Origin of the sequence: Rivularia sp. PCC 7116, from assembly GCF_000316665.1 — a bacterium.
Classification (GTDB): Bacteria; Cyanobacteriota; Cyanobacteriia; order Cyanobacteriales; family Nostocaceae; genus Rivularia.
The window spans coordinates 6,180,588-6,200,521 of record NC_019678.1 but is presented as its reverse complement, the minus strand read 5'-3'; the positions used below and the strand labels follow the sequence as shown (position 1 = coordinate 6,200,521).

The 19,934-nt window shown below is 39.1% G+C and carries 12 protein-coding genes and 2 CRISPR repeat arrays; of the genes, 2 read left to right on the top strand and 10 right to left on the bottom strand.

Annotation, left to right across the window (positions count from 1 at the left end; all coding sequences use genetic code 11):
• Positions 1 to 10: 10 nt before the first annotated feature.
• From RIV7116_RS23965 to RIV7116_RS23940, 6 genes are all read right to left on the bottom strand, one after another.
• Positions 11 to 757, bottom strand: coding sequence for a M48 family metalloprotease (locus RIV7116_RS23965; RefSeq protein WP_015120915.1), 747 nt, complete (start codon positions 755 to 757; stop codon positions 11 to 13).
• Positions 758 to 790: 33 nt separating this feature from the next.
• On the bottom strand, positions 791 to 2,218 hold the full coding sequence (locus RIV7116_RS23960) for a ThiF family adenylyltransferase (protein ID WP_015120914.1): 1,428 nt from the start codon (positions 2,216 to 2,218) through the stop codon (positions 791 to 793).
• A 191-nt stretch (positions 2,219 to 2,409) separates the two neighbouring features.
• A complete protein-coding gene (locus RIV7116_RS23955) occupies positions 2,410 to 2,895 on the bottom strand; it encodes an E2/UBC family protein (RefSeq protein ID WP_015120913.1) in 486 nt (161 codons plus the stop codon).
• 25 nt (positions 2,896 to 2,920) lie between these two features.
• On the bottom strand, positions 2,921 to 3,139 hold the full coding sequence (locus RIV7116_RS23950; protein ID WP_015120912.1) for a hypothetical protein: 219 nt from the start codon (positions 3,137 to 3,139) through the stop codon (positions 2,921 to 2,923).
• Between the two features lie 160 nt (positions 3,140 to 3,299).
• On the bottom strand, positions 3,300 to 3,647 hold the full coding sequence (locus tag RIV7116_RS23945; protein WP_015120911.1) for a hypothetical protein: 348 nt from the start codon (positions 3,645 to 3,647) through the stop codon (positions 3,300 to 3,302).
• 42 nt (positions 3,648 to 3,689) lie between these two features.
• Entirely contained in the window at positions 3,690 to 4,265 is a 576-nt protein-coding gene (locus RIV7116_RS23940; RefSeq protein ID WP_015120910.1) for an NYN domain-containing protein, read from the bottom strand.
• Between the two features lie 345 nt (positions 4,266 to 4,610).
• On the opposite strand from RIV7116_RS23940, the gene RIV7116_RS23935 reads away from it, so the two are divergent.
• Together RIV7116_RS23935 and RIV7116_RS23930 are read left to right on the top strand one after the other, a co-directional pair.
• Positions 4,611 to 5,063, top strand: coding sequence for a DUF4112 domain-containing protein (locus tag RIV7116_RS23935; RefSeq protein WP_015120909.1), 453 nt, complete (start codon positions 4,611 to 4,613; stop codon positions 5,061 to 5,063).
• A 54-nt stretch (positions 5,064 to 5,117) separates the two neighbouring features.
• Positions 5,118 to 5,771, top strand: coding sequence for a hypothetical protein (locus tag RIV7116_RS23930; RefSeq protein ID WP_015120908.1), 654 nt, complete (start codon positions 5,118 to 5,120; stop codon positions 5,769 to 5,771).
• A 104-nt stretch (positions 5,772 to 5,875) separates the two neighbouring features.
• Positions 5,876 to 6,127: a CRISPR direct-repeat array (repeat unit 36 nt; unit sequence GTTTCCAACTAATCCGAATTAACCCAATCGGTGGGG).
• Between the two features lie 236 nt (positions 6,128 to 6,363).
• Here the strand turns inward: RIV7116_RS23930 and RIV7116_RS23925 are convergent.
• From RIV7116_RS23925 to cas2, 4 genes are all read right to left on the bottom strand, one after another.
• Positions 6,364 to 7,761, bottom strand: a complete 1,398-nt coding sequence (locus tag RIV7116_RS23925) for a helix-turn-helix domain-containing protein (protein WP_015120907.1) — start codon at positions 7,759 to 7,761, stop codon at positions 6,364 to 6,366.
• Positions 7,751 to 8,884, bottom strand: coding sequence for an ATP-binding protein (locus RIV7116_RS23920; protein ID WP_015120906.1), 1,134 nt, complete (start codon positions 8,882 to 8,884; stop codon positions 7,751 to 7,753). The genes RIV7116_RS23925 and RIV7116_RS23920 overlap by 11 nt, the downstream gene beginning before the upstream one ends.
• Entirely contained in the window at positions 8,881 to 11,607 is a 2,727-nt protein-coding gene (locus tag RIV7116_RS23915) for a TnsA endonuclease N-terminal domain-containing protein (protein ID WP_015120905.1), read from the bottom strand. Before RIV7116_RS23915 ends, RIV7116_RS23920 begins: the two co-directional genes overlap by 4 nt.
• A gap of 563 nt (positions 11,608 to 12,170) precedes the next feature.
• Positions 12,171 to 19,377: direct repeats of the CRISPR family, unit length 36 nt; unit sequence GTTTCCAACTAATCCGAATTAACCCAATCGGTGGGG.
• Positions 19,378 to 19,596: 219 nt separating this feature from the next.
• Complete coding sequence (cas2, locus tag RIV7116_RS23910) at positions 19,597 to 19,872, bottom strand: CRISPR-associated endonuclease Cas2 (protein ID WP_015120904.1); 276 nt, start codon at positions 19,870 to 19,872, stop codon at positions 19,597 to 19,599.
• Positions 19,873 to 19,934 lie beyond the last annotated feature (62 nt).

The window sequence follows — 19,934 nt, the reverse complement described above, 5'->3', positions numbered from 1 at the left end:
CTCAGCGTCTTTAGATTTGAGAGTGGCTCAATAGGATAATCCAAACCAATACACCTATAAAAAGACCTGTTGCATGTTGCCAGTTGCCCAAAAGTCCGTAAATTAATCCCGCAGCTAGCATTAATAGAGCCACGAATCTGCCAAAATACCATACAATCAGCATCATAGGCGTAAAAAGTATTAACATCACACCATCTAGAGCCGCACAGAGCAATGTTTTTGCCATTGTGTCTAGATTGGCGATATGTCCTAATTCGTGCGCCATTACAGCAGCAACTTGACTTTGATTTAATTGCTTAATTAAACCAGTAGTGGCAACTACCATTGCATAGGAGCGTGTTGCACCAACAGCGTAAGCATTAGGATTGTCGTCGCATAATTCAATTCCTACCACTGGATTTTTTGGTAAACCTTCTGATGATGATAATTCTTTTACTATCGTACATAACCATTTTTCTGTGTCGGAATATAAACCTTTTTCGTGCAATAAATGTGGATTGATGACTCGTATTTGTCTTTGATTAATATGAGAAGGTACAGCAGTAAAATATCGATAGATTGTTGATACTGCCCAGTAAATACTAGGAATACCAATACAGATTAAAAAGAATAAGCCAACAATAAAATTAATAGTTCCTTGCTGAAATAACTGCAATCCGTGGTAACTTGCATATACTCCGTAACTAAAAATGCTCAAACAAAACAGCGTCATAATGGCAATCACAGCAAGATTACCTCGGGCATTTCTATATTTCATCACTTCCCCTGATTTCTATATCAAATACTCGCTTTACCAGACAATAAAATCCGAATTATCAAAATCTTGCTCTTCAAAATCTGGACTTTCATAATCAGATTCTTGAACTAAATTTTCCGAACTATTCAACCCACAAAAATAACAATCATCCGTCTGTAAATATGTGGTATCAGTTTTGCGCCATTCACTACCGGGAAACTCATAAATCCAATCAATCCCGGAATCCACATTCATAAAACCGCTTACTATCCCGTGAATCACTCCCACAGCGGTACTTGCACAAATACTATTCAACCAAAATACTGAGGGGTCGTTTACTCCTTCTAAATAACCCGCATTTTCAGCCATATGATTAATTTCTGATGGTGCAGACTCTAAAGCAGCACGTTGTAAGTTGATGATATTACCGCACATCAAACACCAATCACCACCCAGCGGAGGAACTGTAATTCTACAGTACATTCGCGGTGTGCCATCTGGTTTTACGTCGATGTGAGTCCCCAAACATACCAAAGGACGCATATACTTTAATGCAACTTCTTGAGCAGTTTTGCGAGAAAGATGATTATCTGTAGCAACGACAATCAAATCGCAATTAGCTATTTCTTGCGTGGCTGTTTCGGCTTCAATAGCAGTCGATATGGTTTTGACATGAGAACCACAAGCGTAAATTTTTTTAATCAGATGCTTGACATAATGGACTTTATACCAGCCATGTTCAACCATTTCCTGAGTTGCACCCGTCATTCGATTTAAGTTGACTTGTTCTAGTTTATCGGGGTCAACTAGCACCCAATTTTTGACACCCAGACGACCTAATAATTCCGCAAAAATAGAACCAATTCCACCACAACCGATTAATCCTACTTTCAATTGATTCAAAGTTTTTTGATTGGTTTCCCCAAATGTTTTTTGACGAGCGAACATTAAATTAGGGTTGTCAAAAATATTTTCAGAATCAGAGATTTCAAATAATGAATTACAAAAATCAACCTGCTGAAATTCTCTTCCCTTCCTATCCCATATCCGAAACTTACAATTATCTAAGCCTTCATCAAACACACCCGAAACCAAACGGGGTTTTTCAGGGAAATGAGATGCAATAAACTTTGCATATTCTGATTCATAGCGGTTATCAACATAAGAAAACTCAGGAATACCCACACCAGCATGAGTATGAATATGGACTATATCCAAACCGGGGAATAGATGATTTTCTAATAGATAAGAATGGAAACGTTGAGTTAAAACCAAACCATCGGTAGATTGATGTTCGTAGCATTCAGAAGTTGGAACAACCCAAGTCTTGGGAATATATCTAACTTTGCGTTTTGAAACCTGATGACGCTGACAAAATAGAAAACCAATTACTTCTTCGTTAAACATCCGAGAAGAGAGCATCGATTTTTGAAAATCAGACCACATTTTTGGTGGTATGTGTAGAGAAAATTTAGTATTCATTGTTGGTTGATAGTTGATAGTTGATAGTTGATAGTTGTTAGTTGATAGTTGTTAATTGATAGTTTAGATTTATGGTGCGTGACGGTAATTTCAAATGATTTTGTTATAAGTGATAAATTATCGTAACCGTCACACACCCTACAAAAATAAATATCCTACTTATTACTTATTACTTCTTACTTCTTACTTAATTAATCGTCACTATTAATCGCATGACGTGCTGTCACAAACAATGTCGTGAGATTGTGACCGTTTTCCGCATTATTACTAGGTCGCCAAGAATTCAACCAAACATCATGATTGAATCCTCCTCCTAATCCGACGCAGTACCAATACCATCCTTGTTCGCTTAAAAATGGGGCACCGTAATAGCTTTGTCTGGTAAAATGATGGTCGCCTTCTCCTACAGTATTCCAAGGATAATTTAGATAGCAGCCAATGGGAGGAAGCCGTGGATAATCCGATGGTAATAGGAACAAAACATCGGTATTGGAAACCTTAAATTTTTGAGAAGATAAAGGCATTCCCTTAATCAAAACAGCGGTATATCTAGTATCACCAACAGTCTTGCTACCAACGATTATATTTTTAGCAACTTTTTCTAATAGCTTAAGTTCTTCTATAATTCGCGAACTAGGTTTAAATCCCGATTTATCTTTACTAATTGTAATTGCCATAATTCACCTCATTACTTCTTACTTTTTACTTCTTACTTGATTTATCGCTTCCTTTCACAATCTTCGGTACAGTCCAAACCTTTGAACCTTCCTTCAATGCTTCATTACTTTTCAACGGACGAGTACCACCGAAACCTTCTTCCATCACATCATCTTGACCAATTTCTGGTAATTTTTTTCGTAATTCTTCAACAGTTGCTCCTTTGGGTAAATCGACTAATTTACCGTTAACAATTGCTCTCATTAAATTTCCTCGCTTTATTCTAATTATTCGGCTGAATGTAATTTTAAATTTCCCTCAGACTATAAGTCTGGGGCTACAGAAACCAAGTCCACCTGCGTGGACTAAGAAAATTTATGGTTCCCAGGTGGAAGCTGGGAATTAGTGTTTGAAGGCTCTGCCTTCAGTCCGTAGAGAATGGTGCAATATATGAGTATACTTGTTTTGGAAGCTGGGTATTATCATCTTTTTGTTGATTATTCATACCAGAAATAGACCATACAAAAAGTAACGCAATAATGCTGCCTATCTTAATAAATGATATTTGCTTTGATTGTTTTGATGTCAATTCTTCAAGAAAACCTATTCGCTGTTCGAGTTTTTGCAAATATTGTAAGTTATCTTGACTGCTAATGTGAGTTAATTGAGATTGTAGATACTCGCAACGTCGATTGATATACTCAATATTGTGCGTTATTTCATCAAATTGATTCAGTTTTTGATTGGTTAGCTTCCCATTTACTGTTTCCATAAATAACTCCCTTGATTTTTTATTTATTTCAACTATGTTGATTCATGCATCAAAAACATTTGCATGACCAATTCGGTGAAAATTCTCATTAGAATTATGTGGGTCAAATTCATCAAATACTTCGGTCAAATCCACCACGCTATTAGCTGAATTTTTTAACTCGCTTCCTAAAGATTGTTCGACTGAAGCAACCTCAACTCTTATTCCTCTTCTTCTTAATTTTTGTGCTAAATAAGCAAAATCCGAATCACCCGTCACCAAAACCACAATATCTGGTTTAATTTCTAAAGCTAATTCCATTGCATCTATTGCCATTACCACATCAACATTATTTTCATAACCATCTCCTTTGGCTTTACCTTCTTTTGTAACAATTAAAAATCCATTACTCTTAGCCCAATAAATAAATTTTTCTTTGCTTTTTCGCTGTTCTTCAAATCTATCTTTCGCCGGAGGTAGACCAAAATAAATCACCATTTCGATTAGTTCTCTACCTTCTTTCGGGTCAGCTAAATAATCCCGCATTTTATGCCAGTTTATTTTACGATTAAAGCTTTGTGCTGCCATAAAAGCGTTATCACCATCAGCTATAATCATCACTCGATGTAGATTTCCCATTGGATTTTTAACCTTGTTTTGGGTTTTTTGTTTGCTTGATTACAATTTAAACTGATTGGTGGAATAGGCTCTTTCCGTATTATTTCTATGTTGTTAAAAGCCGGGGGTTCCAAACCCCCGTCTAATAGCTAAAGTCGTCTAAAGACGACTAAAAAATAATCTAAAAAATTAAGCATAATAATATCAATTTAGTCCTATTTATAGGACTTCTGCTATTAGACAGGGACTTGCAGTCCCTGGCGGGGGGGGTAAGGTTTCTTATCAATAAATGGAAAACGTTATTTCCACTAGCTGATTAAAGTAAATACATGAAATCAAAAAAACACAACAAATTTACTACTAATTATGGACATCAATAAATCCTTACCTGTGAAGATTCAAGCTCATGAAGCAAATTTAATTCAGACTAAACATGAGATTCAGAAGTTTATCAAAATGTCTGAAGGTTTATTGTTTGACCAAGTTGGGCTTGATGCTCTTATTGGAGCGATTCCTGGAGTCGGTGGAATGTATACGGGAATAATGGGTATTTGGCTACTATTACAATCCTACAAGGTACGAGCCGAAAACGAGGATAAATTAATGATTGTTGCTCTTACTTTTGTTGATGTAGTGGTAGGAATAGTCCCTATTTTTGGTGACATTATCGATACATTTTTACGAGTTCATGCTTTGAATGGTAGTCGCTTGATTACACATATCGATAAACAACTTTCATTAATTGAAAATACTAGAGAACAGTTAAATCAAGGTTTTAATCCCGATTTAAGTTCATTGGAAAATCTATTGCTTCGATAATTCTGAGTTTGAAAATAACGCTTGCTTTATCTAACTAAAAAGGGAAATAGTGAAATGAACAAATTAATTGCAGGTATCGCAGCACTCGCTTTATGGACTGTTTCGACCGGTGTCGCTAATTCCCAACAGGTTACTAGGTTCAAGCATCAAGACGATTCGTACTATCACCAAAGGCTGAACTCAAAAGGAATTGCACGCTATCAATACAAAATTCCTGCTAATTCTTTTGGGGTTTTCACTCTCAAAAATCATAGCCGTCGTTCAGATTTTGATATTTATGTCTATGATTCTAGCAATGGAAAATTATTAACTGAAGGAAAGAGTTATGGGACAAAAACTGAGTTAGTTATTACTCAACCTGTTGGAAGAGATAGATATGCTTATATAAAAGTGCTTAATTATGGTTCCCGAACATCTCGATACAAACTTTATGCTAATTATGTAAATCCTGGGACTAAATTTTTGATTGCATTCGCTGGAATTCCTTTCTGTAGTTCAGCACGAAATATTAACGATAGAACATCTTCTAGAGTTATTACGGGTATTTCTTCAATGCTTCAAGGAAGTGATTTTGGTGGTGTAGCGAGAGACGTTTTTATTAATGAATTAACTATGGAAATGAGAAAACAGTTTGGCTATGGATGTATGGGTGAGATTGCGGTTAATTGGGTTGTTTCTATGGCTAAAGGTTTTTATCGGAATTATTAGTTACTAAGTTAATTACAGCTTGATTTTTCATCCAATTTTTATATTAAAAGCCTACCGCTTAAATTGGTAGGCTTTTTTATTGCAAGTCATTGTAACTCTTTACTTGTTCCAACTAATCCGAATTAACCCAATCGGTGGGGAAGTTCATTATATGTTAAACAATACTACACAGCGTTTCCAACTAATCCGAATTAACCCAATCGGTGGGGGTTACATATATGCCACCATATTCCCTGGAAATACGGAAGTTTCCAACTAATCCGAATTAACCCAATCGGTGGGGTAGTGAGTTGTTGAATTTTTAAATTCAACATACCAAAGTTTCCAACTAATCCGAATTAACCCAATCGGTGGGGTTTCAACCGAGCATCTTGTAACTTGAACGAGAAGATGGCAGTAACTGCCAAGAAGTACTTCCACAAGCGTACTGCCACAAAGTGCTTCCACTTCTGCTTTAAAAGTATAAAATTGTCACTGGAAGGATAACTTGGCAGCAAAGGACTGTGACTTAAAGAAATTGTTTGCCGGAATGGCAAGCTTATACTTTAATTTGACTGCGGTTTCCATAAAAGTAAAGGCTTCGCCGTCTTCGTCATCTTTCAGGTAGTTCGCCAAGAGAACGCCGTACCTCACTTAAAGTTTCGAGAACCTCTTCACGCCATAATGCTTCTGGATTAGTCATAACACTAGCCAAATTTTTAACACTGGGAGTTATTCCTTGTGCATAAAGTTCTGGAGTCAGTCGTTTGACTTCATTGATACCCTGCTGAATAGTTTGTTGTTGAAGAAGTTTTTTGTAATCCCAGTAACGAGCAGAAATTGCCTGACATAAATCTGGAGCATAGCGGTATAAAGTAGCGCCACCAATATGATAGCGTCGGGCTACTTCTCTGACAGAAGGTGAAGGATATTCATTTTGATTAAGCACACTTTTAAGTAAGGAGCGGATTCGTGCCTTATTTCTTTGTGAAGTAACAGTTAGTTGTCTTTGTTGAGGACTGGGACATAAAGTAACTTGGTTAGTATTAACTTGCTGCTTTAACTCAGGTTGAAGAAACTTGATAAGAGAGATTTGTAGTCGATAACAAATTTTCAAAAGTTTATCCAACGTGGGAATAGTCTTACCTGAATACCATTGAGTTATCTTTGATGATGGTACTCCTATCAACTGCCCGAAAGCCGAAACATCACCATTACTAAATTTATTCACGAAAAAGACTAAAGCTTTTTTAATGGTTTCTCTAGGCAATGGAGAATGTTGGGAAGGAGCTTGAGCGATTAAATTCCCCAAAGTATTTGCTGCCCAAATATTCCACTGAAATTCATCAGTTGCTTCAAAAAAATTGGGTTCTACATCCCTTGCATCTTTACTACTACCCAACCAACCAGAGCATTTCAAGCAATATCCAGGTCGAGAACTGCGCCAAAGAGGTAGAAATTGGGCGTGACAGTGGGGACATTGTGATTGTAAAGGTTGATGATGATATGGACAAACTTTGACAACATTTAGCGCCCATAGCAGTGGTAAATAAATTACCTTTCGATTCTCTAACCACTCCTCTAAGCACAGAGGACACCAAGCTTGTTCATGTTTAAGCAATCCCAGAGCTGGAAAAACTTCTGTCCAAGGAAGCATAGTTAAAAACTGCAAGTCAGTGCGTAAAGTAAGTGTTTCTAAAGCCCGAACTAGTTGTAAAGCTCCCAACCGAATGCCATTTAAAGCTCTAACAGACTCTTGACCATAAATCGCGACAATGCTCTTCCTATTGGCAGAATAATTTGTTTTGATTAATGGACCTACTTCAATAGCCAATAAAGTTCCTGTTGATACACTATGAGCAACAGCTAAACGAGAAACATAGCTAGTTAGGCTTTCTACATAAGGCGTACCCACACCAATTGGTAAGAGATGGAACAAACGGCTTCGTGGCAAAAAGCTAGGTGGTTCCAAATCCCATAATTCATTTTTTGTATCGAGGTTAACTGTCATACTGTTTCATTCCTACTGCATCTCGCTTGGGATTACGTTGACCAACACGACCTTTTTTGGTGGATGATTTGTTGACAGCTTGATTATTGCTAACGTTCGAGGATTCCAAGTGAAAAGATAGACCTTCTGACTCAAGTAGACGACGTTCACCCTGCTGTGCTTCCGAGCGAATTTTATTGATACGAGAAGCTCCAAAAGCACCCTGTTTAAGATGAGAAGTTGTTAAAGTCGTAGCCGACTCAGCTAAAGCAACTCGAAGTGAGCGAGTTAGCCAGTTTTTGAGAATACCAACGCAACCAACAGAACCTTCTAAAAGGTATTCATAGTGTTTTTCTAAATCCGGCTCTTTTTGTAAGGGAAGATGACGTTGAAAGGTGTTAGTTACTCTGATAAACTCGGCAACATCTTCTGGCTGGTCAGCATAATATGGTGAAAGATGAATATCCTCACTGCGTCTTCCTACTTGTCCGTTGAGAGTTGGACAGTTGAGTAATTCATAAGTACCAAACAAAATATGTATTGTACCAGTCAAATTAGCAATTGACTTAATCCAATTCATTTGTTGTAGCATTTGGTGTCCACCAGATATCATCAATAAATGTTGAGCTTCATCTACCGTGAATGCTTTGATCTGACGGTAACGAAAAACTTTCTCCATTGCTCTACGCAAGGCAGGTGAATCTTTACCGTTAATATGATAATCGTGTTTCAATTCCTGAGAATCTGGTTCAGTCAAACCATAGTTAACTTTGTATTCAACCAATACTTCTTTAAGCGCTTCTAAGGCGCGAGTATAATAATCTTTGTAGCTGAAATTTCCTCGTTCTGCCGGGATAGCTTCCAGACCAGCAACAGCGATTTGACCGGGATTACTTTGTATATCAGCTATAAATTCTTCACTAAGCAGCTTTTCTAGACGTAGCCTTAATGTTGTTTTACCTACACCCGTCACACCGAAGACAAGAAAAACTAATGTATCTGCTGGCTCCAAAATATTGAGTAATAGAGTATCCAAAGCTCTCTTTAGCTTTTTATGAGGAACAGTAATACTCTTAAAATAACTGGTTTTTATCTGGCTTGATTGTAAAAGGAGTTCTTCGGGAAATGGTCGCTCCTTATTCATTTCCACAACTCCTCATTTTTATAAGGTTCAATAGTATTTAAATGCTCCAAAATAACTGATTCATCTTTAGTAGAGTTAAAATTGGTATCAAGTTCAGGATTTTTTTGATTTAAGGCAATATTTTGGGGATGATTGTGCCCAGAACGTTCACCTTCAATTATGGAATGAACATCCAGACGTGCTAGGTCATGCAGTCGTTGTAATAACAACACTTCTTTGGCTTCAGCTGATTCTAAATAAGCTGCTTTTTCTTTAGCTGAAATCGTAATTACTTGAGAAACTTTTTGTCTCGAACGGTGCAGTTCAAGGCTGGCTAACTTGACTTCTCGCTCTGAGCAATTGTGAAATGATTTGTAATAATCAGAAATGCAGCGCACCCATTGTCCTTTGACATAAGTATAAGCAGTTCCCATATCGAAAGGGTCGTAACGCACTGGTACATTTGTGCCTTCTACTTCTGGATTGATAAAAGAATCATCTACTGACCAATAATATAGATAGTTGATTTTTACTCCCCGACTTGGCTGAACTTTTGCTGTTCCTTTGGGTGTTGATGGCAGAGTAAATATTCTAAAGTTCTGGTCATACAAAATCTTTTTATGAGGACGAGAACCACTCAAAGCTAGTCCAGATAAAAAGGCTTGGCGTGGGCTCTGCAAGAGTGCTGGATGTTCCTTACAGTCATACAACTCATAACTATAAGCACAAAAGTGTTCATAAAGTTCATCTAATGTCCAAACTGCTTGACCTTTTGGATTATTTGATTTCGTGACAACCCGAACATTTTTAGTAATCTGGGTGTTGCCTCTGAGGTTATAAAAAAACTCTGTATTGGTAGTTCCGAAAATACGTTCAATAACTGAACCAAACCTAGCTTTAGCAGCAGGTCGTTGCTTTTTAGTACATCCAAAGGCAGCCAGAAGTGTTTCAAAATAGGTGCTACCAAATTCCGCTCCGCCATCTACCACAATTGTTTCCGGAAAACGAGAAAAGCGTTGAACACAAATTCGCAATACCATCATGCATGACCGGTATGACGGTTCATCAAATGTGAGGTAAATAGCAAGAATACGTCTGCTTGTGGCATCAATTAACAATGTAGCCCAAGGTCTTCCCAAAGTCCGACCTGTTCGGGAACAAACTAATTCAATATCTAGTTGAGTATGGTCGATATGACAAATTTCAAAAGGACGGTCACCATGACGAGGTGTGGTAAATTCTAATTCCCAGTAAAAGTTTGATTTTTGATAAGCAGCACGAGAACCGAGCCGTTTTTTGGTCTGTTGATAGCCAGAACGCTGTTTAATTCTAGAAGAAAAAGTAACATAACTGGGTAGATGTTCAATTCGACCAGCTTTCTCCCATTCTTGGCTTAATACTCCATAGACTGCTAGTTTTCCACGTTGTTTAAGAGTCTCATAATGTGATTCGATAATTTTATCAACAAATTCCCAAACCTCTGTTGATATCTTGGGAAGACGATTACCTTTAGCAGCGTGATTATCTATTAACCCAATATAGCCCCAACAATATTTTTGTTCTGCGGCTTTAAATTTTGCTTTCCAATTCCTAATAGTCCGCAAGGAAACGGTTTCATTTTCTCGCTTCTGTCCATGCAGATAAGGTTCAATGACTAGATAGCGTTTATTAGCCTCTGCTAGGGCTTGGGGACTAGCTTTAAGGAAACGCTCTATTGCTTCTGGGTGAATTCCTATTTGTTCCGGAACTTTTAGACCAACAATTTCACCTCGCTGCACCAATAAATCAAATTCAGAATGTGTTAAATGAATCAGGGAATTAGATGAGCGCAGTACAATTTTACTTTCTCCATTGTGTAACACTGTTAGCGGCTGACCATCCCAACAAAAAGAAGTCCCAACAGCTACATCAATAATTTGTAGGGAATTAGCCACTGTTAAATTTTGAGAAACGCTCGTTAGGTTATGGGCAAGAGCCATTTCTTGATTGCGAAATATATGTACTTTCTCGGGTTCGGCAAGAGGAGCAGCACTCAAGTCAATGTACAATTCTTCAGTGGCTAATAAGGCGTTAATATGGTCTGGATTGACATTTTGGTATTGGAGTAGCTTGAGATAAGTAATTCCGGGTTGAGATGATACTAGACTTTTAATAAAAGTAGCTATTTCTGTTCCAATTTGGTATTTTTGTTCGGCATAGCTTCTAAGAAACTGACGATTTCTATACTTAATCCAATCAATTTCCGCGTCAGAACGAATCCGGTAGTAGCAACCATATAGTTGGGCCTGTTCTTCGGCTGGTGGACTAGTCCATTGCCCATCTTGGTTTTTAACATATCGGTTCGGTTGTAACAGAGATAATTTCTCCAATTTAGCTTGAGGTTTCCATTCTTCAAAACCAGCCGATTGTTGTCTAATGACGAAAAAATCTGGTATGTGTGTGACTGTGACCTCCCGCCCCTTTTTGGTCATAAATTTTAGGGTTAATTGATAAGGCTGGTCATAAAATTCCAAGACATCGGAGCAAGTTTCGTACTCTTCAATACCTGGCAGTTCTACTTTGTGCGACTCGAATTGGAGCGTTTTGCCCATTTTTTGGCTACAGTAATTGCCACTAACGTTACCCCCAAGGGATTTTACTTGCCTCACTGGTTCTGTGGAACGGATTTGAGAAATGACTTTTCTGGTCACCTCTGGTAACTTTAGGCGGCGACACCACTCTTCAAACTCTTGGGTGCTAAGCATATTAACCCCATCTACCTAGAATGGACTTGTGGTAAGCTTTTACTTAAATTTTGGACTTTCGGTAAGATTACCATTTAATTATTTCGGTACTGAAACGATCACATTTTTATAACAATTGGCAATTCCAACCATCTGCGGCGGCAAGCTGCCGTGCAGAAATCCGTCCGGAATTTTATTTAAACTATAATTTTGCCTTTAGTTCAAAATTAAGGTGAAATCTTGCCGTTTGTAATTAAAAATATTGTAAGTAAATATGCTTGAAATAACGACATAGCATAGGAAATACCGCCCTTCTCATCTCCTAAGTTACCAATCTGCTGTTTCAGCTATAAAGAAACTGCGGTCAAATTAAAGTATAAGCTTGCCATTCCGGCAAACAATTTCTTTAAGTCACATATAGCTTTATCCTTCCAATTTGCGTCTTAGGACAAGTTATGCTTCCATTGTTAGAATTTGTTGACAATCGATTAACGCAACAATAAGGGTTTCAGCCCTTAAATTACTTGGTTATGCTTCCAGGGGCTGACAGCTTTTGGGTATAGTGACAGAACCTGATTACGAAGGTTTCCAACTAATCCGAATTAACCCAATCGGTGGGGGATGAAGAACGTTGGCATTTATCCTTACTGGGTAGGTTTCCAACTAATCCGAATTAACCCAATCGGTGGGGGATGAATACATTCTTTTGGTTAGACATGATCAAATTCTGTTTCCAACTAATCCGAATTAACCCAATCGGTGGGGACAGAGACGTGAAAGTTTCTAATGAACATACAATGTTTCCAACTAATCCGAATTAACCCAATCGGTGGGGCTGATTTTAGGCACATTTTTTGCAGCTGCACCCGCAGAGTTTCCAACTAATCCGAATTAACCCAATCGGTGGGGACTGAAGATGGGAAACGATCACACGCAAGCTCAAGGTTTCCAACTAATCCGAATTAACCCAATCGGTGGGGTCTTGATAATTTTAACATTGTATCTGATGAATACGGTTTCCAACTAATCCGAATTAACCCAATCGGTGGGGTATAAATATGAAGTTCCTAAAAAGTGTTCAACCATCAAAAAGTTTCCAACTAATCCGAATTAACCCAATCGGTGGGGAAAAGAGCTTGATGAAAGGCTTGCAAGAGTTGAGAGTTTCCAACTAATCCGAATTAACCCAATCGGTGGGGTGTAGGAGAGCCCGCATTTTCTGCATATATAAAAAGTTTCCAACTAATCCGAATTAACCCAATCGGTGGGGGGATACGTTCCAGATTTCTTCCTAGATGGTCTTAAAGTTTCCAACTAATCCGAATTAACCCAATCGGTGGGGTTTGTTGGAACATTAGTTGCGGTTACTTTTGTAGGTTTCCAACTAATCCGAATTAACCCAATCGGTGGGGTCCAAATGTTCAGAATTTTCTTGCAAATGAGATAAAGGGTTTCCAACTAATCCGAATTAACCCAATCGGTGGGGAGGCTTCCAAGAAGACCTTCTGCACGGAGGATCAGGTGTTTCCAACTAATCCGAATTAACCCAATCGGTGGGGGAGATTATCCTTTGTGGATCTTCCTCATCATAGGTTTCCAACTAATCCGAATTAACCCAATCGGTGGGGTTTAGCAGGTCGTCACTATATTTCCGAGAATACGTGTTTCCAACTAATCCGAATTAACCCAATCGGTGGGGTCTTTTTTTTTGGGGGGTTATTTGTTTCCTAAAGTTTCCAACTAATCCGAATTAACCCAATCGGTGGGGGTCAAGGAAGCACAGTCGTAGATTCATCTGAATGTTTCCAACTAATCCGAATTAACCCAATCGGTGGGGATTGCATTCATTAAGTTGTGTGCATTGACTAACCAATCGTTTCCAACTAATCCGAATTAACCCAATCGGTGGGGTGGCAGCAGGAACTTGCGCTAGGCGGCACATTTGATGTGGTTTCCAACTAATCCGAATTAACCCAATCGGTGGGGGTGGAAACGGCAATGACAGCATCTTCGGAGGTCTCGTTTCCAACTAATCCGAATTAACCCAATCGGTGGGGTTATACGATTTAGAAATGAAACGTAGTGTGAAGCGTTTCCAACTAATCCGAATTAACCCAATCGGTGGGGTATTCCGCTAAATACATGGAAACCATGGTTTCCCTTCTTGTTTCCAACTAATCCGAATTAACCCAATCGGTGGGGAATCCGAACTTAATAATTCTGGTAACTCTAGCATTGGAAAGTTTCCAACTAATCCGAATTAACCCAATCGGTGGGGATATATCAGAAATCAAACGATTACTGATATGAATTGTTTCCAACTAATCCGAATTAACCCAATCGGTGGGGATAATCAAGCAGTTGAAAGATTGCAAGAAGTGAGAGTTTCCAACTAATCCGAATTAACCCAATCGGTGGGGATAGAGTGTTTTTTCTTTCTGCTGCAGAATACATTAAAGTTTCCAACTAATCCGAATTAACCCAATCGGTGGGGGAAAGAAGAAAATTTTGACTATGAAGATCAATCGTTTCCAACTAATCCGAATTAACCCAATCGGTGGGGTGCGAGATGTGGTAGTTGTATTATTCTTATTTAGATGGTTTCCAACTAATCCGAATTAACCCAATCGGTGGGGCACACCCTTCTAAGTGCGAGATGGAGGAAGAACGTTTCCAACTAATCCGAATTAACCCAATCGGTGGGGTATTTTTTGGTATTTGTGGTTTTAACGTTAGTTGCAGCATTGTTTCCAACTAATCCGAATTAACCCAATCGGTGGGGCGGATTTGCAGGTTCGCAAAAAACCACTAACGTTTCCAACTAATCCGAATTAACCCAATCGGTGGGGGACGTTGGTAGACTAATCAGATTAACTCCTAAAGTTTCCAACTAATCCGAATTAACCCAATCGGTGGGGAAGACACTGTGTTTGTAAAACACAATGGTTCTAATAGTGTTTCCAACTAATCCGAATTAACCCAATCGGTGGGGTCTTCTGATGTTAGAACTAAAGGCAAGTGTGCAGGTGTTTCCAACTAATCCGAATTAACCCAATCGGTGGGGGGATTGAAGAAACTCTTAACAAATTTGACGTTAATCAAGTTGTTTCCAACTAATCCGAATTAACCCAATCGGTGGGGTGAAATGTCTGGTAGTTCAGAAGCTAGTATAATTGTTTCCAACTAATCCGAATTAACCCAATCGGTGGGGTTGATATACGGGCAAGCTACACAACTTCTTTAAGTTTCCAACTAATCCGAATTAACCCAATCGGTGGGGAGTTATCAAGTTATCTGCTGCAATCCGCAATAGCTAGTTTCCAACTAATCCGAATTAACCCAATCGGTGGGGTTTTAGTTGCTGAAACAAGTTTTTCTCCTAGTTGTTTCCAACTAATCCGAATTAACCCAATCGGTGGGGAGGTAGGTAAAATTATGCCACAATCTAGTAAAGTTTGTTTCCAACTAATCCGAATTAACCCAATCGGTGGGGTTTTGTTCGGGTTAGAATGAGTAGTCGAATGATTAAAGTTTCCAACTAATCCGAATTAACCCAATCGGTGGGGAACCGCAACCGAAATTTCTCAAATTAGGAGATATTTGTTTCCAACTAATCCGAATTAACCCAATCGGTGGGGAAATGGAACTACAGTTTTTGAGATTGGTGGACTTACTGTTTCCAACTAATCCGAATTAACCCAATCGGTGGGGGTTGCTATTGTTGCAACTTCTTGCTTTCTCTTATCAAGTTTCCAACTAATCCGAATTAACCCAATCGGTGGGGATTTTTTCTTTCTATAATTTTGTGGAGAAAAATGTTTCCAACTAATCCGAATTAACCCAATCGGTGGGGCGCGTATTGCCTGTGGCTTACCACCATAGTTATAGCCAGTTTCCAACTAATCCGAATTAACCCAATCGGTGGGGAAACGTAATATTTGTTTATTTCGACTCTTTTAACCAAAGTTTCCAACTAATCCGAATTAACCCAATCGGTGGGGAGAGACGTTCATCTGAACGTGGGAGTTATATATCGTTTCCAACTAATCCGAATTAACCCAATCGGTGGGGTAGGCTATACGGAGAAAATTGCAAGTGCGATGCCAATCGTTTCCAACTAATCCGAATTAACCCAATCGGTGGGGAAAATTATTTTAAGTAATATTTTAATTTTTAAAGTTTCCAACTAATCCGAATTAACCCAATCGGTGGGGTTGCTGGTGCCTGTTTTGCTGCTCTTGGATCTGTTACAGTTTCCAACTAATCCGAATTAACCCAATCGGTGGGGAATTGACAAAAGTAACTACCATCATGCCATTCAGGTTTCCAACTAATCCGAATTAACCCAATCGGTGGGGTAGCAAAAAATTTCGCCCAATCGCTTTCAGTCGAGTTTCCAACTAATCCGAATTAACCCAATCGGTGGGGTTGCATCTGGCAAGTCTCAAAATCGCTCTTGGAAGCTTGTTTCCAACTAATCCGAATTAACCCAATCGGTGGGGTTTTTCCAAGCATGAAGGTAATAAAGATGTTTCCGATGGTTTCCAACTAATCCGAATTAACCCAATCGGTGGGGTTTTCTAAGATTTACTTAAAGATTGCTACAGCTGTTTCCAACTAATCCGAATTAACCCAATCGGTGGGGAAAAAATTCATTCAGCCTCATTGTGTGGGTTAGTGTTTCCAACTAATCCGAATTAACCCAATCGGTGGGGGTGTCTAGAATTTTTTCCAAGCATGAAGGTAATAAGTTTCCAACTAATCCGAATTAACCCAATCGGTGGGGCTAATAGGGAGCCCTCTCCCCAGCCGGGCCCTAGCGTTTCCAACTAATCCGAATTAACCCAATCGGTGGGGTCATCCCCCTACCACTCAAACAAATAATGGTGGTTTCCAACTAATCCGAATTAACCCAATCGGTGGGGATAGGTTTATTTCTTTTTACATAGTGAATATTTTAAAGTTTCCAACTAATCCGAATTAACCCAATCGGTGGGGATAATAAAACGTGCTTCAATTGGGATACATATCATTGTTTCCAACTAATCCGAATTAACCCAATCGGTGGGGTAAAGTTCAACAAGTTTTGAAAACAGAGCTTGGTGAAAAAGTTTCCAACTAATCCGAATTAACCCAATCGGTGGGGTTGCTAGGTTTGCAACAGGTTTCGCTAACAAAGTAGAGTTTCCAACTAATCCGAATTAACCCAATCGGTGGGGCAATTACAAGATTTTTCTTGTAAAGTAATTTACTAACGTTTCCAACTAATCCGAATTAACCCAATCGGTGGGGAAGAATACATAGAAGAAAATCAAAGTTATGTAGCCAAGTTTCCAACTAATCCGAATTAACCCAATCGGTGGGGCTTCAGAATTTAAAACCGCTACAAAATATATAAGTTTCCAACTAATCCGAATTAACCCAATCGGTGGGGATAGTCAGTGTTGCTTTAGGGTTTATTGCTCTATCGTTTCCAACTAATCCGAATTAACCCAATCGGTGGGGAAGAATTATAGCTCTTAATGCCGTATCTATGGTTTCCAACTAATCCGAATTAACCCAATCGGTGGGGGTGAACCCTGCTGTCGCTAATCCAGTAATGGAATGGTTTCCAACTAATCCGAATTAACCCAATCGGTGGGGTTCACCTGCAAAAGTTGTTCGTATTCGGTCATTTGAAAGTTTCCAACTAATCCGAATTAACCCAATCGGTGGGGTCATGCCCCCCTTGGTGAGCAGGAATTTGGGTTTCCGTTTCCAACTAATCCGAATTAACCCAATCGGTGGGGGATGATACCATTACAAGCACGGGCAACAATGTATGGTTTCCAACTAATCCGAATTAACCCAATCGGTGGGGGAACTAGGTCTAATCTGTGGACGCAAAGTTCCAGGTTTCCAACTAATCCGAATTAACCCAATCGGTGGGGTATTTTTTTTACGATCTGAATCGCATAATCCCTTGTTAGTTTCCAACTAATCCGAATTAACCCAATCGGTGGGGTGTTGCCCGTGCTTGTAATGGTATCATCACCATGGAAGTTTCCAACTAATCCGAATTAACCCAATCGGTGGGGCTTAAATTGAGGTAAGTCATCATGACTACACAGTTTCCAACTAATCCGAATTAACCCAATCGGTGGGGATTAGGAATAAAGAAAATAATTCAAGATGTAAAGTTTCCAACTAATCCGAATTAACCCAATCGGTGGGGGAAAGCTGGTAGAGTCAATGCTGACACTGTTTTTGTTTCCAACTAATCCGAATTAACCCAATCGGTGGGGTGCTGTTGGGGGTTTTAACGAAAACACAGTTTATAGTTTCCAACTAATCCGAATTAACCCAATCGCTGGGGGGGGGACACGAAGGCGCAATTATTGTCTTAGCTTATGTTTCCAACTAATCCGAATTAACCCAATCGGTGGGGTTGCGGGAAAAAAAGTTTCACTTACTCGCCCAAACGTTTCCAACTAATCCGAATTAACCCAATCGGTGGGGAAGCTGAACAAAAAGAAAAAACTATTCTTTCTCTTCAAGGTTTCCAACTAATCCGAATTAACCCAATCGGTGGGGAAAGGAAACAACAAGTGAAATTAAAAGCAATTAATGTTTCCAACTAATCCGAATTAACCCAATCGGTGGGGATGCTTTTGAATCGCTTGAAACTGCATTTAAAGCACATTTGTTTCCAACTAATCCGAATTAACCCAATCGGTGGGGTAAAAGTGGTTAGAGAAAGAAGAGAATATCACAGAGTTTCCAACTAATCCGAATTAACCCAATCGGTGGGGTCAACCTTCTCAAGCCCTTGCTTGTGGAGAAGTAATTGTTTCCAACTAATCCGAATTAACCCAATCGGTGGGGAACGATTTGTTGTTAGTTTGTGACTTACTTCAGTTTCCAACTAATCCGAATTAACCCAATCGGTGGGGCTAGATCTACTATGGTTTATTACAAAAATAACCTAAAAGTTTCCAACTAATCCGAATTAACCCAATCGGTGGGGGCTTTTAGGAAGTAATTTTTTGCGTTTCTAAAAAATGTTTCCAACTAATCCGAATTAACCCAATCGGTGGGGTTGTGGCTTGCGGAAAGTCAAAAAACGCAGACGGAGAGTTTCCAACTAATCCGAATTAACCCAATCGGTGGGGTTGTCTTAGCTTATTGTTTAAACCAGCAAGTAAGTTTCCAACTAATCCGAATTAACCCAATCGGTGGGGCATGGTGTCCGTGGTGAAACCGTTGACACCCGCAGTTTCCAACTAATCCGAATTAACCCAATCGGTGGGGTGCCTACCCCAACAGCAAACCGCTTGCTCGTAGAGTTTCCAACTAATCCGAATTAACCCAATCGGTGGGGCACCGTGAAGAACCTTTAGGTTTTTACCGAACTACACGTTTCCAACTAATCCGAATTAACCCAATCGGTGGGGTTATTTTTAAAGGATTGCTAAAATGTCTAACCAAGTTTCCAACTAATCCGAATTAACCCAATCGGTGGGGGATCAAGCAGTTTATAGGCTAAGTGCCATGCTTAGCGTTTCCAACTAATCCGAATTAACCCAATCGGTGGGGAAAGTTCTGTTATACGTGAAACTGGTGGAGACGATGAAGTTTCCAACTAATCCGAATTAACCCAATCGGTGGGGTAACATAATTGCTATCACTGGAAACTTCATTGGTAAAAGTTTCCAACTAATCCGAATTAACCCAATCGGTGGGGAGGTAACGAGTTAATATGCAAACTTCCCCCAAGTTTCCAACTAATCCGAATTAACCCAATCGGTGGGGAGTTCGCTCAGCAGCCCTTACCCAGTAAGGGTTACAGGAGCCAAATCGACGCATCTCTGAAAAACATTATATATGAGCCCGAAAATCAAGCAAAACACCGACCTCAAACCCTTGCCTAGCAAGCAATCGACGCATCTCAACGGAATAATAGGCATTTGAGCGATTTGGCGAGATGCGTCGATTTTCATGTTCACTTTATCTCCGTAGTAGAACTAAAACCTATATTACATAGTAGTTTGGCGGCGCGTTAGGATGTTCGCTACCAATAGTAAGGACTCTGGAAACGGCATCCTCAGAAATCCAATAAAATCGCACGTTGTCTTCGGATGGTTTAACGATTTTTTTTGATTTCTCAAAAAGTTGTCGCATCTCATCCAAATTCAGAAAGCATTCAAATACAGAAAATTGTACTCTTTGCCCATAACCTTCTAAAAAGTTGGATAACTTAGTACGTCTTTTATCATTAGGAATATCGTATACAACAACCACTAACATTTTCAATAGGATGTATAAATACTTAATAAAAATTATATTTTTAAAACCTTTATTTAGCAATA

Excerpts from the sequence above, each read along its gene's own strand:
- RIV7116_RS23915 (WP_015120905.1), bottom strand. The coding sequence starts at position 11,607 with ATGCTTAGCACCCAAGAGTTTGAAGAGTGGTGTCGCCGCCTAAAGTTA.
- RIV7116_RS23930 (WP_015120908.1), top strand. The coding sequence starts at position 5,118 with ATGAACAAATTAATTGCAGGTATCGCAGCACTCGCTTTATGGACTGTT.
- RIV7116_RS23955 (WP_015120913.1), bottom strand. The coding sequence starts at position 2,895 with ATGGCAATTACAATTAGTAAAGATAAATCGGGATTTAAACCTAGTTCG.
- cas2 (WP_015120904.1), bottom strand. The coding sequence starts at position 19,872 with ATGTTAGTGGTTGTTGTATACGATATTCCTAATGATAAAAGACGTACT.
- RIV7116_RS23940 (WP_015120910.1), bottom strand. The coding sequence starts at position 4,265 with ATGGGAAATCTACATCGAGTGATGATTATAGCTGATGGTGATAACGCT.
- RIV7116_RS23965 (WP_015120915.1), bottom strand. The coding sequence starts at position 757 with ATGAAATATAGAAATGCCCGAGGTAATCTTGCTGTGATTGCCATTATG.
- RIV7116_RS23925 (WP_015120907.1), bottom strand. The coding sequence starts at position 7,761 with ATGACAGTTAACCTCGATACAAAAAATGAATTATGGGATTTGGAACCA.
- RIV7116_RS23920 (WP_015120906.1), bottom strand. The coding sequence starts at position 8,884 with ATGAATAAGGAGCGACCATTTCCCGAAGAACTCCTTTTACAATCAAGC.
- RIV7116_RS23935 (WP_015120909.1), top strand. The coding sequence starts at position 4,611 with ATGGACATCAATAAATCCTTACCTGTGAAGATTCAAGCTCATGAAGCA.
- RIV7116_RS23950 (WP_015120912.1), bottom strand. The coding sequence starts at position 3,139 with ATGAGAGCAATTGTTAACGGTAAATTAGTCGATTTACCCAAAGGAGCA.
- RIV7116_RS23960 (WP_015120914.1), bottom strand. The coding sequence starts at position 2,218 with ATGAATACTAAATTTTCTCTACACATACCACCAAAAATGTGGTCTGAT.
- RIV7116_RS23945 (WP_015120911.1), bottom strand. The coding sequence starts at position 3,647 with ATGGAAACAGTAAATGGGAAGCTAACCAATCAAAAACTGAATCAATTT.